This window comes from Halobacteriovorax sp. BALOs_7 (assembly GCF_003612895.1).
Classification (GTDB): domain Bacteria; phylum Bdellovibrionota; class Bacteriovoracia; order Bacteriovoracales; family Bacteriovoracaceae; genus Halobacteriovorax_A; species Halobacteriovorax_A vibrionivorans.
The window spans coordinates 1,618,906-1,638,433 of sequence record NZ_CP027772.1; the positions used below are offsets into that span (position 1 = coordinate 1,618,906).

At 35.9% G+C, this 19,528-nt stretch carries 13 protein-coding genes; 7 read left to right on the plus strand and 6 right to left on the minus strand.

Going from position 1 to position 19,528, the window contains the following annotated elements:
• Window positions 1-32 precede the first annotated feature (32 nt).
• The gene (locus tag BALOs_RS07850; protein WP_115362742.1) at window positions 33-1,418 is read left to right on the plus strand and encodes a TldD/PmbA family protein; all 1,386 of its coding nucleotides are present in this window, start codon (window positions 33-35) and stop codon (window positions 1,416-1,418) included.
• Window positions 1,419-2,774: a TldD/PmbA family protein gene (locus BALOs_RS07855; protein WP_115362744.1), complete on the plus strand. Its 1,356-nt coding sequence runs from the start codon at window positions 1,419-1,421 to the stop codon at window positions 2,772-2,774. It abuts the gene before it with no gap.
• A 61-nt stretch (window positions 2,775-2,835) separates the two neighbouring features.
• Here the strand turns inward: BALOs_RS07855 and BALOs_RS07860 are convergent, their stop codons facing one another.
• Both BALOs_RS07860 and BALOs_RS07865 read right to left on the minus strand, forming a co-directional pair.
• Window positions 2,836-7,110, minus strand: coding sequence for a hypothetical protein (locus BALOs_RS07860; protein WP_120404825.1), 4,275 nt, complete (start codon window positions 7,108-7,110; stop codon window positions 2,836-2,838).
• 199 nt (window positions 7,111-7,309) lie between these two features.
• Window positions 7,310-8,641 (minus strand): KamA family radical SAM protein, encoded by a 1,332-nt coding sequence (locus tag BALOs_RS07865; RefSeq protein ID WP_115362748.1) that lies wholly within the window; start codon window positions 8,639-8,641, stop codon window positions 7,310-7,312.
• 84 nt (window positions 8,642-8,725) lie between these two features.
• Here BALOs_RS07865 and BALOs_RS07870 point away from each other — a divergent pair, with 84 nt between their 5' ends.
• Entirely contained in the window at window positions 8,726-10,912 is a 2,187-nt protein-coding gene (locus BALOs_RS07870) for a penicillin acylase family protein (RefSeq protein ID WP_120404826.1), read from the plus strand.
• A gap of 70 nt (window positions 10,913-10,982) precedes the next feature.
• Window positions 10,983-12,569 (plus strand): hypothetical protein, encoded by a 1,587-nt coding sequence (locus BALOs_RS07875; protein WP_115362752.1) that lies wholly within the window; start codon window positions 10,983-10,985, stop codon window positions 12,567-12,569.
• 32 nt (window positions 12,570-12,601) lie between these two features.
• Here BALOs_RS07875 and BALOs_RS07880 read toward each other — a convergent pair whose 3' ends face one another.
• Window positions 12,602-13,960, minus strand: coding sequence for a S8 family serine peptidase (locus BALOs_RS07880; protein ID WP_158536893.1), 1,359 nt, complete (start codon window positions 13,958-13,960; stop codon window positions 12,602-12,604).
• Between the two features lie 135 nt (window positions 13,961-14,095).
• On the opposite strand from BALOs_RS07880, the gene BALOs_RS07885 reads away from it, so the two are divergent.
• From BALOs_RS07885 to BALOs_RS07895, 3 genes are all read left to right on the plus strand, one after another.
• Window positions 14,096-15,067, plus strand: a complete 972-nt coding sequence (locus BALOs_RS07885) for a D-glycerate dehydrogenase (RefSeq protein WP_120404827.1) — start codon at window positions 14,096-14,098, stop codon at window positions 15,065-15,067.
• Between the two features lie 76 nt (window positions 15,068-15,143).
• The gene (locus BALOs_RS07890; protein ID WP_158536894.1) at window positions 15,144-15,824 is read left to right on the plus strand and encodes a response regulator transcription factor; all 681 of its coding nucleotides are present in this window, start codon (window positions 15,144-15,146) and stop codon (window positions 15,822-15,824) included.
• Between the two features lie 111 nt (window positions 15,825-15,935).
• Window positions 15,936-16,580, plus strand: a complete 645-nt coding sequence (locus BALOs_RS07895; protein WP_115362760.1) for a response regulator — start codon at window positions 15,936-15,938, stop codon at window positions 16,578-16,580.
• Here BALOs_RS07895 and BALOs_RS07900 read toward each other — a convergent pair.
• The 3 genes from BALOs_RS07900 to BALOs_RS07910 form a co-directional block, all read right to left on the minus strand.
• Window positions 16,567-17,970: a S8 family peptidase gene (locus tag BALOs_RS07900; protein WP_162929612.1), complete on the minus strand. Its 1,404-nt coding sequence runs from the start codon at window positions 17,968-17,970 to the stop codon at window positions 16,567-16,569. The genes BALOs_RS07895 and BALOs_RS07900 overlap by 14 nt on opposite strands.
• A gap of 219 nt (window positions 17,971-18,189) precedes the next feature.
• Window positions 18,190-18,579: a hypothetical protein gene (locus BALOs_RS07905; RefSeq protein ID WP_115362764.1), complete on the minus strand. Its 390-nt coding sequence runs from the start codon at window positions 18,577-18,579 to the stop codon at window positions 18,190-18,192.
• Window positions 18,580-18,582: 3 nt separating this feature from the next.
• Entirely contained in the window at window positions 18,583-19,512 is a 930-nt protein-coding gene (locus tag BALOs_RS07910; protein WP_120404829.1) for a serine protease, read from the minus strand.
• Between the last annotated feature and the right edge of the window lie 16 nt (window positions 19,513-19,528).

Sequence of the window (19,528 nt, forward strand, 5' to 3'; positions counted from 1 at the left end):
GTTAGAATATTCTCACTTTTGGAGGATATACTATGTTAGATAATCAAATCGCAAAAGAAGTTATTGACTATGCAATGTTGCGTGGTGCTGACTTCGCAGAGATCTTTATTGATCGCCAAACTTTTGAATCAATCTCAATTAAGAGCTCAAAAGTCGACAATATTGAAAATGGAATTAATTTTGGTATCGGAATTCGTCTCTTCTATGGAACGAAAGTACTTTATGGATATACTAATTCGAAAAAGAAAGAAGATCTTTTAGATATTGTTTCTTCTCTTAGTGCAAAAGACTTAAGAGATCCAATTACGACTGCGACAAATTTTAATTTTGAAAAAATTAATCAAGCACACTTCGTGCAAACAGGTCTAAAAAATAATATCTCACTTGATCAGAAAATACCTCTACTTATGGCCATTGATGAAATGACTCGTAAGCAGACTGATAAAATCACGCAAGTTCCAATTGGAACAACTCAAAGAATGCAAGAAATTGAAATTTTCAATTCTGAAGGTTTACACATTACAGATGAGAGAAATTATATTCGCCTAAGAGCATCTTGTATTGCAAGTGATGGAACGATTCAAGATAGCGCAGGATACTCTCCAGGGGCAATGCTTGGTTGGGAATTCATTCTTGGACAAGACCCAAAGTATATTTCTGAAAAAATGGCAAAGGAAGTTCTAACAAAGCTTAAGGCCAAGCCATGTCCAGCTGGAAAAATGCCAGTTGTAATTGATAACGGATTTGGTGGAGTAATCTTTCACGAAGCTTGTGGTCACCTATTAGAAACAACGTCTGTTGCCAAGAAAGCATCAGTATTCTGGGATAAGAAAGGCGAACAAATTGCTTCTAGTGTCGTTAGTGCTGTTGATGATGGAACAAACCAGAACTATTGGGGATCGATTAATATCGACGACGAAGGTATGGCCACTCAGAAAACACAACTAATTAAAGATGGAATCCTTACAAACTTTATGGCCGATAGAATGGGCGCTCAAAAAACAGGTCACCCAAGAACTGGTAGTGCAAGACGTGAGTCTTATAAATATGCTCCTACTTCACGTATGAGAAATACTTATATTGAAGCAGGAAATGATAAGTTTGAAGATATGATCTCTTCAATTGATCACGGAATTTACTGCGCTCAAATGGGCGGTGGATCAGTTAGTCCAGGAACAGGAGAGTTTAACTTTTCGGTAATTGAAGGATATGAAATCAAGAATGGAAAGATTGGAGATGCTGTAAAAGGCGCAACTCTAATTGGAACAGGACCTGATACCCTAACAAAGGTTTCCATGGTTGCTGATAACCTCGATTTTGCCGCTGGTGTATGTGGTTCAATTTCAGGTGGTGTTAATACGACCGTAGGTCAGCCAGCACTTAAAGTTGACGAGATCCTAGTTGGTGGAGGTAAGTAAATGAGCACGAAGACAAAACAACAAACACAAAAAGAAATAATTAATAAAACCCTTAATATGGCAAAAGACATGGGATTAAATGACGTTGACGTTATCATCTCAGGCTCTGAGTCTTTTTCACTAAAAGCAGACAGTGGTGAATTAAGTGAGTATAAGAAGGCCAATACAGGTGCCCTTGGTGTACGTGTTATTAAGGATCAAAAGGTAGGTCTAAGCTTCACTGAAGACCTAGGTGATGATGCAATTAAGACTATTCTTGAAAATGCAGCACAAAATTCGAAATTTTCAAAAGTTGATGAATACCAATTAATTGAAGAAGGTACACAAGTTGATGATATCAACCCTGTGGCAAATATTGAGTATTCACCTGATGCTAATGAGATGATTGAAAAAGCACTTTTTTTAGAAGAAGAAGTTAGAAAGCGTGATAGCAATTGTGAGTCTGCACCTTATAATGGAATGGCCGAAGGAATTTCAAATTTTGCCATTGGAAACTCAAAAGGTGTTCTTTGTACACATCAGTCAAAATCATATACTGCATACACATCTGCTCTTGTAAAAAAGGGTGATAAGAATGCTATGCACTACCTATTTGATTCAAAAAGAGACTTTAGAGAACTAGATTACGATAAAGTGATTAACGGATCTCTTGAAGTGGCCAATAACTTCATCGATGCATCTCAAATCAAAACTGGTGATTATGATGTTACATTTGAAGTTGATCTCTTTGATAATATCATTTCAAGTTTCATGCTACTTTTTAGTGCGAAGGCGGCCATTGATAAATCAAATCCATGGCGTGAGAAACTAGGAGAAATGGTAGCTGATTCAAGACTAACTTTTAAAGATGATCCTTTCTTTAAGGCAGGCCACAGTGTTTGTCCATTTGATGGTGAAGGAAAGAAGAAACAAACCAATACCCTACTAGAAAATGGAAAGCTAGTTCAATTTCTTCACAATAGTGCTACAGCAAGAGAGCTTGGACTAGAAAATAACTTCTGTGCAACTCGTGGAGCAAAGAGTCCTCTTAGTGCCACGACATCAAATTTTCTAATTGAAGCAGGAACAAATACACAAGATGAATTCAACTCACGTCGATATGTGGAAATTCTAACGGCACAAGGGCTTCACAGTGGTATTAAACCAATCTCTGGTGAGTTTTCACTGGGAGTAAGTGGACGTATTTGGAATAACGGTGAAATAGAAACTTACTTTAAGGATGTAACTGTAAGTGGAAACTTCTTTAAGATGCTAAGTGAAATTGATCTTATAAGTGATAAAGTTGAAGCATCAAGTGATCACTCACTTTTCACTCCTAAAATTCTATTTAGTAATTTAATGATTGCAGGATCATAACTAGGTGCCATGCACCTTTTGTTTCGCATATGCGTAACAAAAGGTGCATGGCACCCTGTTTTTATTCTAATACCTTTGGAAAAACATATAATTGATAGCGTTGCGAGATGATTTGGAATAAAGAGACACCATCTCTTTCCCACTCTTTATCTTGCTTAGAAAGCTGTGCCCTGCGACTATCTTTTTCTTTTAGATTTCTAAGATGATCTTTTAATTGTCCTGCCGTCATTTTAGAGTTACCAATCGTAACAACAGCGTCATCATCCATTTCAAAAAGGCCTTCAGTATCTTCTAAGTTACTAAAGTCTATTAAGCTATCCTCGTTTAGTGCATTTGAACCCACTTTAGTATTAGAAGAAGTGCCAACACCACCCTTACGAGACTTACCATTCTTTAAAGCATCCGGATTTATTGCTTCTTGAGAATATCCTTCTTGTTCGCCATTTGACGATGTATCTTCACTTTGCATTCCTAAGCGTGATCCTCTAGAGCGCTGACTGCTGCCGCTACCAAATGTTCCATCTCTAAATGAATCAGAAAGAGAAGATAAAATACCATCATGCTCGGAACGTCTTTCATCTGCTAATTTTTGTAAATTATCAAATTCAGAAGATTTCCCTCGCTTCTTTAGGGCATCTCTCATTAAACCTAGATCCTTACGACGACGATCGTTATTAGAGATCTGTCTTGAAACTCCTCTACTTAGATCTGAAATGGCCTTATTGCTTGAGCCCTTACCTGCTTCGAGACGGCCACGAATAGAAGAGTTGGCCCCCTTCTTATTAGTCATAGCATCTTTAAAATTATTTGTGGCGGTACTAAAACCTGAAAGCCAATTGGTAAACTCACCAAATCCATTATTAAGCTGTATCTGATCCCATGGCTGCTGAGTTTGCTTTCTATCAAGTTTTGTATTATCAGTAAGACCTTCTTTAACAGTATACCAATAATTATGCATTTTAAGTGCGTACGCAGCTGTGGACGAGAGGTTAGCAAGAGTTTGTCCCATGTAATTATTCATCTTAGCTATAAGAAGCTCAAAATACGGAATGAGTCCTGGAGTGATATAATAATCAAGCTTTGTTACCTTAGGAGCATAGAAGTGATAACGATAAGCATATTGAGCAAATTCCTGTGCCATACGCTTACGATCCGTATTTTCACTCTCAAAGCCATTATCTTCAGATATTAAAGTTGATAAGAAATATCCCTTTGCATGATCGCGATAGTAATTTGTGACTTTATCATCAAGCGGAAAATAATTTAATGTCTTTTCTTTTTGAGCATTAAAACGTATCGGACTTGTGGAGCGATAACTCGTATTATAATTTGAACTCATATCAGGCAAGAAAGGATCAATTATCCTAAGTGCGACTCCACCTTCTCGTTTGACGTATGTATTTCTGGAGCAAACACCTACGGCCATCTCTTGATTACAGACATCATTTTTTCGCGACAAGAATTTCATACATTTAATTTTATATTTTTTACCAACTGTTACACGTGCAATTTTCCACTTACTTTTACGACGTGGGCCACAAATATTTTCAGGACCTCTTTCAGGATCAAGATCCATATCAGCATCACTTAAAATCCCCATCACTCCTGTCATTGATACATTTACGATACGGTTAAATAATGAATTCTTATGAAGGCCTAAAAACTTCATCAATTCCATGATCCAACAAACAGGATAAAGACATTTTCGAGATAAAGTATATTTTTGACCATTATATTTAATGTAATTCCAATTATATTCTTTTAACCATTGCACAGTATATTCAAAGAGAGCTGTACCATGTGATAGATTTTGTAGACTTGCATCTTCAATGGCCTTAATTTTCATAAGGGCCATATCTCTTAAGAATAAAGTGAAATCCTCACCGTGTCCCTTTGCTGTCTCTTTCCTTATCGCTTCAAAAGAAACTTTTCCTTGTGAGACAAATTCATCATAGCGAGAAGTCTTATCACACTCACCACTTCCAATACATGCCGTTACTTTATCAAGAGTTTGTACAAAATAATCATTTTCTCTTTTGGCAACATTATAGCCTTCATTTTTAACAATTTTTGTCCCAACAGAGTTTTCAACAATACTCTCGCTACCACCGGCCTCTTCCACGGACTCGACTTCTTTTTTGTGAACTGTATCAAGATAATCTTTAGAGCCTACTTGGTTACAATTTTCTTCATTTTCATCACACACCGTTTTTTCACTATTAATGACATATGAATCATACATCCCAAGCCCATTACAATTAGCAATGTAATTGGCCTCAACATCAGGTTGTAACCAATCCGTAGGACTCATTGGGCCGACTGTATCAACACAGCGACACATCATTTCAAGAGATCTTTTCTTTAGCGTGGAATAAAGTTTATAAAGCGAATGCTTATATTTTACGGCCTGAAACCTAACAACATCTCTAATATTATAACGTCCATTTCTATCCTTAGGGTTATTACCATCAAAACCAGCAAGATATTTAGGATCTTTTCTCATATAATAATTAATAATGTTATTTTGAGCATCAGCAGTAATCTTTCCATTATAGAATAAATGAAGAAAGATCTTTTCTTCTTTATCAGGAAGATTATTTAGATAGTTTTGAATTTCTTTTAAAGCTGCCTCACCCACACTTTGATCAAATTCATCCCAAAGAGGTTTTCCTTTACCAACCATCGATGGATCAAAGAGATCAAGATTATATCCTCGCATTGAGTTTACTTGTACATTCCAATTATATTCGATGTTACTGGTACCAGTTAAGTTTCCTCTAGCTGCTTCAGCAGTATTATACTGGGATTTAATATGAAAGAAATCTCCTTCATCTTTACCACCAGTTGTATAATCCATAGCAAACATCATCATCATCATTTCAAAATAACTATCTGACTGCTTTGATAGAAAATCTCCGAAGAGATTTACACGACATGACTTCATATCTGAGATTGATATATCTTTAAATAAAGGAGAGCTGTCATCCATACCTGAATATAATTTATAATCAGGATCTGTTGAATCACCACCTCTTAACATTGAGATATAATCAGCTTCAATAACACCATCATTAATATTAACTTTAATATTATTTACACAATTATCAATCTTAGATTTTCTTCTCGAGGTATTAGGGTCTCCAAGTTGTGTATTTTTATCAATACAGCTATTTAAAGCACTTATATAAGGTGCTTGAAACGATTCAAAGGCACTCTCACTATGTTGAGGGTGTTTTGGATTAGTCTTAGTTTGGTTTCTAAAATCATCTAAGATCTTAGTTGCCTCAGCCTTTTTGCGAGCAACTGCACTTTGGTGATTGGCCTCAATTGTAATTTTATCTGATAATTCTTTAAAACATTCCTGTCTTGGGTATTCATAAGAAAAACCACTATCGCGATCTCTTATTTTAACTGGCTTAGAATCACAATTACTAATTTGTGACTCTAATTGATTCATATAAGTATTAATTTTCGAATTGTTAACACCATTGTCAGTTAATAGCTTTTTCATATTTGATTTTGCGCTGACAACTGATGTTTTTAATTGTTCACTCCTTTCAACTTCAGCAGCTTGTACACTTGGAATTAATAACTCCATTAAGAAAGCAGGAATTGCTGAAAAAGATGGAATAATTGGAGCACAAACTCCGTTTGAGTTTTTAAATAAAGACTCACAACATTCTTGATTCTTTCCTGGTCGACTTCCAATACCAATACATGAAGAGCATTTATAATTTGCTTTACACGTTTTTGTTTCTTTATCACAACTATTAGAGCAGCATTCAGAGTCACGACGACAGCTTTCTTTATAAGTTTGGCAAGTATTGATATCAGTAACCCTTATCATTCTCTTGCATGAGCCCTCTAGACAATAATCTGAAAAAATAGAACAGTGTTGATTCTTATTCTTAGGAACAAGGCACTTTTCATAAGGACGCTGCGACTGATCTTTCACATCTAACTTAATTGGGAAATCGCATACCAATTTACCACTACATTGATTAGTGGCCGAGTAACAAGCATCCCCAGCATTAAGATACTTCTTTTCAGAATACATATACTCAGAAAGTTTGTGTGCTCTTTTGTTCTGCGGCTCTTTTTCTAATTTAGAATAAATAAGATTTTGAAATTCAGTACTTGATTCAGGTAGTCCTTGCTTTATATATTCAATAACTGCTTTTTTATCTAGCTTCTTTGATGAACCTAGTAATTGTTTAATCTTAGGGATTTCACTTTTTTGAATTGATTTAAAATTATTCCCATAGACACTGACTTGTGAAACAAGAATGAGGCAAAGAAGTATAGTAAAAATATTATTGAATTTTGAGCGAAGCATAAGTTTCCTCTAGTGGCCTCTCATTAATTTTTATTAAGAGGCATCATTATTTCATATACTTATTTTATCGGAAGAATGAGTTCATTACTCAAGTGTATTGTAGGATGTTGAAATCAGGTAAGATTTTCGAGATTTTAATAGCTTATGTGTGCCAACTTAATGACACACATAAGCATATAATCAATAACTTAGAAAGGTATTAAACTTTTTTGATGGCCTCATCAATCATGGCCTTACGAGTTGCTGCATCTTTCCAGCGATCTTGTGCATCAGGGGCCAATTTATGAATTGGATCAAAATAAGTGAAAACTTTATCTGGTTTAACGTATGGTGCACGCCAAACAGAGATACCATTTTCTTGATCGTAGTATTCATAAGAAGCAACGTGACGCTTTCCACCACCACCAGGTAGGTCACAGACAAAAGTTGGAGTATTAAATCCAGCTGTTGTACCACGAACTGCTTTTTCCAGTTCTTCACCTTCGCCAAGAGTTGTTCTGAAGTGTTCACATCCTGGCACCATATCGTGCATATAAACATAGTATGGTTGAATATTCATGTAACCAAGTTTACGAGTTAGAAGTACCATCTCATCAACATGGTTATTTACACCTTCTTGAAGAACTGCTTGGTTACGAACTAAGATTCCTTCACTAAAGAGACGGTCCATGGCCATTTGAGACCACTTCGTAATTTCAAGCGGTGAAGAGAAGTGCGTATGAATTACCATTTGTTTTCCAAAGCCAATAGCAAGCTTATGAACCTTAACTAATGCTTCCATCCACTTATCATCTGTAAGAATCTTTTGAGGGAAAATTGCAATTCCCTTAGTAGCATAACGAATACGTCTAATATGAGGTATCTTTAATAAATTCTCACCAATGTATTGGATTTGTTTTGGGTTGAGCATGAAAGCATCACCACCAGAGATAACAACGTCTTCAACTTTTGGATGTTGAGCAAGATATGCAAATACATTATCCCAATGTTTTTGATTTGCTCCATAAGACTCTTTTTCAACAGACTCTGTAGAGCCACCAATAACACGTGATCGTGTACAGTAAGAACAATATACTGGACAAATCGTTAGCGGAAGAAAGAGTACCTTATCAGGGTAACGATGTGTCAGCATCGGCACTGGCGAGTCAACATCTTCACTAAGAGAGTCTGCCATATGCATAGGGTGATCTTCTAAGAACTGAGAGCCGATTGGTAAGAATTGTTTTCTTAGAGGACAATTCTCAGGATCGTCCCAATTAATAAGTGCAAAAACGTAAGGAGTGATTCTGATATTCATTGGAGTTATTTGTTGGCCTTTTTGTAGGTCTTCAAAAAACTCTTTTGAAATTTTATCACCTAGTACTTTTTTGACTTGGTCAATTTTACGAATTGAGTTTTTCAGCTGCCATAAGTGGTCAGAAAACTCTCCTCTTGTAACGCCTGCCCATGCAGGAATCTTTTGCCAGAAATCATCATTTCTAAAATTGCGATGTTCAAGATCTGGTATCTTTGAATGATCAATATTAGTCATATAAAAAATCCTTGAATGTAATTTGTAATATTATATCTCAAAATATTGCTTTTTAGGAAACGCTAATCGTGTCATTATAAATATATGGAAAAACCTAATTTAGACTTCAAGACAAACATTTTAGATAATGTAACTAGACAGATATCGACAAAAGACGTCAAAAGCTTTCTTCACGCCCAAGGCTACTATCATGGAAAAGATCGCTTCATGCAAATGGAGATGCTTAGACTAATTGCACAAGGTCGCCTATGTGAGTGTTTAAAAGATACAGAGGAAACATTTGCTATTGATAAATATATGCGTGAATTAGGAATAGACTATTTTGCGAGACAAGAGATAGACAATCTTGACGAGAAAACGTCTAATCTACTCAGCTATTATGTTAATGGAGTAAACAAGGCCATGAGCGAGGGCCTACCATTTGAGTTTAAGCTTCTCTCACACACGCCTCAAACTTGGAAAATTAGTGACACAATACTAACAATCAAGGCCATGAGCTTCCTCGGCCTGGCCCAAGGTCAACAAGATCTTGAAAAGCTTATTATACAGCTTCTTCAAAATACAAATCACCAAGATAAGCAAACACAAGATATTAAAATAGAAAGAGTAAAGTCCCTTGCTAAGGGCGCTCTTGATACTATTAGTGATAGTGAGATCAATCTTTTACAAAAAGTAAAAATATATAATCCTCTAATTCCTGAAAGTTATGAGTTTTTAAAATTTATCCCTAAAATTCAAGCTTCTAATAATTGGGTATCAAATAAAATGGGCCACGCAATACATGCATGTGATCCTCATTTAGAATGCAATCGCCTACCGGCCATTTGGTATGAAATGAAAGCAAATATCCAAAATGTTGGAAATTTCTTTGGTATTACTATGCCTGGTGTCCCAGGGTTTGTTATGGGAAGAAGTGATGATACTGCTTTTTCTTTTACTTATGGTTTCATGGATATGGTGGATCATTTTATCGAAGAAGTACGCGATGGAAAGTATCGCTTTGAAACGAACTTTTTTGATTTTAAAGTTCGAAGAGATATTATTAAAAGAAAGAATAAAAAAGATGTCGAAATTTATATTAAAGAAACACATGCTGGTTTTCTAGAGGCAGACAGTGAAATAAAAAATATCAAAGATGGCCACTATTTATCAATGGCATGGTCATGTCGAAAAAGAGGTGGCGCAAAAACTCTTAAGGCAGTTCTGGATATCTTTCATGCAAAAAATGTTGATGATTTATTTAAGTGCGTTTCAGATGTAGCAATAAGTTGTAACTGGCTTCTATCAGATTCTGAAGGTAATATTGGCTACCATCAATCAGGAGTCCTACCTAAGAGAAACTTTTCAGGACTGTATCCAATTGAAGGATATTTTAAACAAAATATTTGGCAAGGCTATTACGAGGGTCATCAGCTTTATCATTTTAAAAACCCTAATGAAAAAATTATTGCAACGGCCAATAATAGGATTCAAGATGAACACTTCCCTACTGCTATAAATGCACCAATGGCCTCATATCGTAAAGATAGGGTAACTGAGCTTTTAGTAGAAAATCAAAAGCATTCAACAGATCTTTTTAAACAGATGCAAGGTGATACTTTTTCAAGACAGGCCGACCTTTATATTAATGTTTTTAAGAGTGTATTTGAGGAATCAGATCTTGGAAGAAAATTAATTAACTGGAACCGTAATTATGATGTAGATAATAAAATTGCGCCTATTTTTGAATCGTTTTATAAAACACTTCTAAAAACGTTCTTTAGTGATCACTTACTTGGAAAGCAAGTAACGACATATTGTATGGATGAGACATCAATTATTGCAGACTTCTATGGTTTATTTGATCGTATTTTTCTGACAAATGATATTGACCATATTTGGTTTAAGGATACAGCAGACAAGGATACATATATTGCCAAGGCCCTTAAAGAATGTGAGCAAAGGCAAGCTGATACCCGCTGGGGAGATATCAATCGCTACAAAATGAAGCATATTCTCTTTGACGGAAAACTACCGTCTTTTCTAGGCTTTGATGTTGATAATATTGAAATCCCAGGAAATCGATCGACAATTACTCAGGGTGCTGTCTATGAAGCTCATGGAAGAACAACGTCATTTGTCCCTTCATGGAAAATGGTAACCGATCATCGAAATCACGATGTCTATACAGTTCTACCAGGAGGACTAAGTGATCGCAGATTTTCAAAGAACTATAAAAGCGACCTAAGTAACTGGATTCATGGAAAATATCGACAGAATTCAATTGTTTAAAATCTAAACCTAATATGTAAGCTTTACAAACTTAGGCCTACAATTTTCTTTATTTGCTATAAATGACTCTATGAAATCATCAAAGCAAAATCGATATATTGTTGGGCCAATACTACTTATCCTAGTTAATACTTTCACTCTAGCAAGTGACACTTATAAGAATATGCTAGAGAGCGAATTAAAGTCTTTTACAACAGATACTGAAGAGATTTCATATAGAACAACATTCACTCCACGCTACGTATTGAAGTACCATGAGAGAGTCAAAATTGTTGAAGAATATCGTGAGCTAGAAAGAACGTTGACTTCTAGAGATCATGAGATTGAACAAATTAGAAAGTACGTAAAAAAGAAGAATTATCTTAAGGCGCTAAAGGCCATTGATTATAAGATTCAAAAATATAATACTGCAATTAACTTAATGAATTATTTGATGATGAGTGGAGATAACTTTATTGCTGCACTATCTGATGACTTTGAAGATATAAATTATGATTCAAAAGCGTTTGAAAAACTCTTTAAGTCAGTAAAAAAACAAATGCAGTATAACTCTCGTTATTACAAACAAAGACGTAATGACCGTCATTCACATACAGGCTTTGATAAATATGAACTAAGAAATCTTAGAAATCCTACAATATTTGACTTTAATGAGTTGAAAGATGAAATCAGCTCTCTTGCAAAGAATACGAAAGATAAAGAAATTGTTGAAAAGATATTTGACGGGATTGAAGAATTTCAAGGTGAAATCAAGGCCTTTAAAACATTAAAGAAAGAAACTGAATGGAATGCTGGAAGATATACAATATTCTACGGTATTAAAGAGTTTATTTTAAAAAGTTTAAGCTACGTTGCCCTACCGATGAAGCATGCAATAAAAGAAGAAGAGCTTCAAAAGGTATCTGAAAGAGAATTTCAACCAGGTGATATCGGAGCGATTCAACGATATGGGAAACTATCAAATTTAGTATTTAAAGGAAATTGGACCCACGGCCTAATTTACATCGGTGAATACTCGAAGTTTTCAAATTACTTTAATGCGGATGAAGAAACCAACGAATTATATGCACAAAAGTGTATCGACCAAGGACTTAATTGCAAAAATTATCTTAGTTACTTACATGCGAAGTTTCCTGATTCAATGAAGGAATATAAGAAAAGTGAAGAAGACGGTAATCCATATGTAACACTTGAAGGCCTAAAGCCTGGGGTTGTCTTTATGGAATTAGGTCCTTCGATGGCATGGGATAACCTAGTTATCTTAAGACCAAATTTAAAAAAGAAGGATAAGGCCCTAGCACTTGAGAGAACATTTTCAAGCATTGGTAAAAAGTATGATTATTCATTTAATGGAAATTCATATTCTCGATTTGTATGTACTGAGCTAATTCAATACTCGTATGAATCAAATCCACATGAGGATAAAGAAGGTATTGATTGGGATGTAAATATTGTCATGGGGCGACCTGCAATGTACGGATTTGATCTTGTGCAAACGTTTATCAATCAAGAAGAAGATAAGAATCGTCCAAAACAGCTTAGTTTAGTGCTATTTATGAAAGGTCTAAAAAAGAAAGAAATTAAGCGCTCATTAAAGGAGCCAGAATTTGGAACGGCCAAAAGAGGAACAATAAAAGAATTAAAAGATACCTTATAAGAAAAGGCCGCATGAGCGGCCTTTTTTATTTGTTATTTTAAAACGAAATTTGAAGGAAGTGGTAAAACAGATCCTTTGATATAGATCGGAGCACGACGAGACTTCTCTCTTACTTCTACTTCCATATCAGCTACATCTTCCTTAGCTGAAGCAATGGCCTTTGATAAAGAAATATCTAAAGAAAGTATTGCTGCACGCTGTGCACGCTCAGAATTGACAACACCACCAGTCTTAACTTTACCAGCTAGAAATGACTTCGTATCAACTGTTTCCATAATAATCTTTTTTACATCAACAGGCTTTAAACTTGGGTTGATATCAAGAATCTTTCCAGCAACACCAGCTACATAAGGAGCGGCCTGTGAAGTTCCAGAAACTTTAATATACTTATTACCTGGAGCACTTGAAAGAATACCAACACCTGGAGCTGCTACATCAACCATCTTTTCACCATAATTAGAAAAAGGTGCAAGTGATGAATAATCAATAGTTGCCGCTACTGATAATTCATTATCACCTTGAATATTAGTTGGTGATGTTGGGTACTCATCATTGTTAAGTCCATCATTACCGGCAGCAAAAACAAATAAAGTATTTGGTGCTGCTTTTAGCATTGATTGTGAATTATCAACTAAAGCATTAACAAAGTATTTAGCATAATGCTCTACTGTCTCAGGATTTGGTTCTTTTTTAGAAACAGTCTTCATAACAGTTTCAACAATCATTTTTGCTTGTGGAAATCCCGTACCAAATGATCCGTTAGCAACCTTAGCTCCGTGATCAGATACATAGTAAGCAATTTCATTGAAAGTACCAGTCTGAGCTTTAGCAAGAGCATCGATTGCTCTTTTTACAAGAAAATCAATAATTCCCTTATCTTGGTTAAGTGAAGCAATTTCTTGTCCTGGAAGTTTTACTTCTGTTGGAATAAGTTTTACAGCTAAGATTTTTGCATCATCAGACTTTGTAGCACTAATTCCCGCTACGTGAGTTCCGTGCATAAAGTTACCGTAAACAGTCATACGCTTAATAAAGTCTTCATTTTTAATGATTGACCTCATCCAGTCTAATTCTTCAGGAGTAATCGTCCCACGCATCGACTTTTCTTGTAACTCGAAGAACTTAACCATATCGTCATTTAACGTTCCAAGATATTTGTAATCAATTACCTGATTATTAGATTCAGCAAAGTTCCAACCATAAACATCATCTTGGTATCCATTACGATCTTCGTCTCTTTGGTTACCAGGAATCTCTAATTGATTAATCCAGGCCTTTGGAGCAATCACGTCGTGTTGCATATCTGTACCTGAGTCAATAATAGCGATAGTTGCTGCTGAAATTTGAGATGTTACAATGGCCGCTGCCATTATCTTTGATAAGTATTTCAAAATCTCCTCCATTGAGTATTTTTGCATAAATATAGTCTAATCTATATTTTAAAAGTATATTCTATGATGTAAAGCCGCTTTAGCAAAAGATCTGACAACACAACGTTTAAACGGTGCACAAACAAAGGTATACAAATGAAAAAATTTAATATTTTCGCCACAGATATAATCCAAGGCCCCCTTTATGAGAGGCTTAAGAAAGATGGTCATAAACTTACAGTTTGGGATCGCAAAGAAGATGGCCCTCTCACAAGTGAGAAAATGATAGAAAATGCTAATGACTCTGAAGTGATAATTTCAATGCTTAGCAATACAATCGATGCCTATATATTGGCCCAGCTACCTAAGCTAAAACTTATCACTCAATATGCTGTTGGCTTTAATAATATTGATATTAAATATGCTCACTCTAAAGAAATCATTATTTGTAATACGCCAAATGTTTTAACTGAAGCAACGGCCGAATTAGCAATGGCACTTATGCTGGCCGTTGCAAGAAATTTAGAAGCTGCAAGAAAGAATGTTCTTAATAAGGAATGGGAAACATGGGAGCCTTCAGGCTTTATTGGAAATTCTCTATTTAAGAAGAAACATGGAATCATTGGAGCAGGAAGAATAGGAACTCAATTGGCAAAAATGTGTAAGGGCGCCTTTGATCAAGAAATTTACTACACTGGCCCAAATCGTAAAGATGAAATTGAGTCCAGCTGCAATGCTAAATATCTCAGCTTAGAAGAATTGGCACAAGAATGCGATATCATCTCAATTCATTGTCCATATAATGAAGAAACCCATAAGCTAATTGATAAAAAGATATTCGCTCTTTTTAAAAATAACGTTATTCTCATAAATACAGCACGTGGAGAGATCATCGATGAAGAAGAGCTCTTCTCATTCTTTGAAAAGCACAAAGAAGCAAAGGCCGGTCTTGATGTTGTGTGTAACGAGCCATTAAAAGCTGACTCTCCCTTGCGTAAGTTAGACAATGTGTTCATCCTCCCCCATATTGGATCCGCCAACGACGAGGCACGCTTAAATATGGCCCAATTAATTTACGACAATATTTCTGCGTTCAGTAAAGATGAAGAATTAAAAACAAGAGTTTAGTTTTGTTTACTAAAATTAAGCTGAAGATTTCTTGATAAATTTATACATTATATTCATGAATATAAAGGAGCTATTCATGAAAAAAATATTAATCATAGATGATGATCAAGAAATTCGAGACCTACTGCGTGCATTGCTGGAAAGTAATTATAATATTATTGATGCCAGCAATCAGGATGAGGCCATAGCAATTGCTTGGCAAGAAAAACCAGACTTAATACTCTTGGATATCTTATTACAAAATGAATCAGGATTTGAGATTTGCTCACAATTGAAAATGAATGAGGAATTAAAAGATGTTCCAATTGTCTTTATTTCTTCAAAGAATAATGTCAACACAAGAGTTACTGGGTATCAATTAGGAGGTATAAACTTCATCAGCAAGCCGTTTGAGCCATCTGAAGTTAAGAGTATTATTAATACGACACTAAAGTCGGTCAATAATGAAAATGCCATGGAAGTTATAAACTATCGTGACATCGCTCTAAATGTACCTTCTCAAGAAGTTAAGATCAAAGGCCATCGTATTCATTTTACGTCTTCTGAATTTAAGATCATTCATCTTCTACTTAAGAATGAACAAAATGTTCTCGCAAGAGAAAAAATCCTAAACCATATTGCACCAGACAATCATAAAGTAAATGACCGCATGATTGACACGTATATTAGTTCCATCAGAAAAAAGATTAAGGATTCTAATTATATTATTCGCAGTGTTTATGGCGAGGGTTACAAGATTCAAGAAATCTCTGCATAGTGCAGAGATTTCATTTCTAACTAACTAAAACAAAAGCCTGTTTAAAGAAATTTAATTAAAATTTAGACTACTTATCCTAAATTTGACTCATGACTCAATTATACTGAGTGTATGAAAAAGCACATCATGGTTATTGACGACTGCTACGAAACCGCCAAGCTCCTTGCCACTAGCCTGCAAAACACATTTAGCTTTCATGTCAAGTATCATACTAACCCATTCAAGGCCATTGAGGATATTAAAACTCTAGCATTACTTGGTGATGATAAACTCTATATCATCTGTGATTATATGATGCCTCAAATGGATGGTATTGAATTATATGATGAGATTTCAATTCTTGATAAGAATATCAGCTTTATCCTCTTAACGAATGAAAATGATAGCCAGGTGATTGAAGAGGCAGCAAGAAAAGGAATCGACCTCTTTCTATTAAAACAACAGGGTTTTGACGTTATTATTAATCAGATAAATAAGATCATTAACGACGACAGCACTCTTGGCCATGAATTGATTGAGGTATTTGAAGTCACCGATATAGTACGAGGTTTTAAGATCGTTGAAAAAGGCTTTGGGCATTTGAAATTAATCACAAAAGAAGAAATCCCTCGTAATGCGATTATAAAGATAGGTACAGGTTCAAACGATAATGATATCTACCGAGTTAATAGCTGCAAGATAGTTAATGATAAAATTGAAGTTGACTGCTCACTGCTTACCTCAGAGGCACCGGCAAGACATCTTAGAGCTGCTTAGTAAACTTGTATCGATGAAAAATAACAACGGCCATGATAAAGAAAAGGCCAACAAGTGTTCCATTACCGCCTTGGCCACTGCTTACATCTTCAATAGTCCCACATGCTCCACCACTTTTGTTACCAGAAGAAAATCTATCATTTAAGGCAGCTGTACCACCCACAAGGACCGGATCTTTATAACTAAAGTTAGCATTAGGAGTTGTGTTATAAGCAAGAGAGACAGCCTCATATGGATCCACAGCACCTTTAGAACAACTCTCTTTGTCACAATAATATGAAACAGCTGTTTGAGTAATAATTTGTCGAACTTGATCTGGATATAGGCCTGGATTTGCTTGGTAAATCATTGCAGCTGTTGCAGAGATAAAACCTGCGGCCATTGATGTTCCATTCATACTAGCAAATGACTCAGTACTTGGTGTGGTCTGACCACTATTTACTGTTGATAAAATCCCATCTCCTGGGGCAGCAATATCAACAATGCTACCAAAATTAGAATATGTTGAACGACTTCTTGATTGATTAACAGCACCGACTCTTAAAACACCTCGACAATTTGCAGGGGTATAAAATGTTGCATCTGCATTTGAGTTTCCTGTTGCAACAACCACTACTGCACCTTGTGACTTCGCAAAGTCAATCGACTCTTGCATATAACGACTACAACTTCCGCGGGCCCCTAAAGACATATTAATAACTTTTGCAGGATTTGGATTTTGGCCAGCTCCTCTCACACTTCCACCAGCGGCCCAGCGTACAGCATCTGCAATATCAGATGTTAACCCACCACATGCACCTAAAACTCTTACCGGAAGAAGATTGATTCCTTTTGCGGCCCCAACAATACCGTAGTTATTATCAGAGCGAGCAGCAACGATTCCAGCGATATGAGTCCCATGCCATGTTGAAGAACTTGAGCCTGCACTACAAGTACCAGAATTATCACCGAAGTCCCCTTCATCACTTGGATCACTATCACGGCCTCCACCGTCGCGAGAATTGGCACCATCGGAGATCATGTCATAGCCTCCCACAACATTTTGGTTTAGTTCAAAATGTGATGTGATACCAGTATCAATAATGGCAACTGTTACATTTGGCCCACCGTCGGCCAATGCATATTCACGAGCATGATAGAATGAATTTGAAAGATAATTATTGAAGTACCATTGGTTAGAATAATAGGTATCATTATACTCACCGTAGTGAGCAAATAGTCTCCTATCCTCTTCCACATATTCAATATCGCCTGAAATAGAAAAGCTTGCAAAGCTTGTTGTAGGATTTGCGATTGATGTTTCGCTTGAGCCATCTTTATATTTAACAATATAATTGGCCGAAAGATTGGCCGCGAAACTCGCGGCCAGAGCAAGTATTAAAAAGCGCATACTCATCCTTGAGTCTTTGTGTCGGTCATTCGACTATCACTAGCATCCTGCCGGTGACATGCTTATATATAAGCACGAACCGTGCCAATTGTTCATTTTAAGATATCCACTACATACAAAGATATGCTGTCAAAATGAACCACATTAGGGCCAATGTGCTTACACAAAGGTGTCATCTTTGTGACTTAAATAAAATTAAATTTGGATAATAAATGTTAATTAGGATTCGATAAGAGTGACTTTCCACCTGCGATTGTCAGGGTCTGTAAGAAAGAAAAACTGGATTCCTTCATGGACAAGAATTTCTGGTGAGCGCTCACTCGATAATATATTTAGATCTTCACCTGAGCTTTCAAGACGGTAATTTACAAACTCCACCTTCTTTTGAAGCTCGATTAATTCATCTTGAGTGCTAACGATAAAATCAAAGACAATATTATTTCCAACTTGAGCAAGCTTTGGCCTTTCAATGACGAGAAAGCGTATTTGATCGTTATAGAGAACAATAGAGTCAGATGCATTTTCTATTTCTAAGTCAAATACATCACTTAAAAAAGATGATGTAAGATGTGCATTTGAACTGAATAAAATGACCTGACCGAGTTTCATTCTTTAATTATTACGGCGACTTTCGATATCGTCAATAATGGCACCAATTTTTAAAACTGACTCTCCATCACAACCATCTTCTTCACAATAAACAACACGATTACATTGCTTCTCAGTGTCCCAAATAAGATCATCATGGCCACGAATTAAAAGCCCTACCATCTCATGTGTTTTCTTATCAAAGACAGGGCCACCACTATTACCACCAAACGCATCAAGATTTGTATTGTAGAAAAGCTCATCATCATAGCGAACAAAACCATTAGTTGAATAACGAGATAGGAAACCATTAGGGTGTCCAATCATATAAACTTCATCACCATTTTGAAGTAGGTCTTTTTTTATCTTAACTGGCCTACGCCCACCTTCTACATTACGATCTAATTCGATAAGTGCGTAATCAAAAGTCTTATCTCTTGTTTGATGATACGCTAAGATCTTACTACAGTGATAGACTTGGCTTTTAACAAAGTATTGAACCTTATTTTTAGATCCTAAATCGGCCCTTGCATCAAAGACAAAGCTTTTTCGATCACATGCTAATTGATAATTTTGAATACAATGAGCTGCTGTTAAAACAGTCTTAGGTCCAACTAATACAGAACTGCACCCACCATAGGCCAAGTCATTTAGAAACTCGTTTTCACCTTCACACATTTTGGCCTTTTTAAAGAAATTCTGTCCCTTAGCGCTATATAATTTACCATCTAGGATTTCATTTAAACTGAAGCGATTAACCATAAGAGCTGTCGCATGAGCACCATTCTTTACGTCCTGAGATAACTCACCTGTCGTATCAGCAATATCTAGCTCACCGTAAATGGCCTTATCTAGATGCTTAAAAAACGAAGCAGCACCATTAGCAACAGATGCATTTGAATTAAGAGTTGAAAAACATAGTAAAGCTGTGAAAATGTAATTAGATAATCTCATAACCGCCCTTAAAATA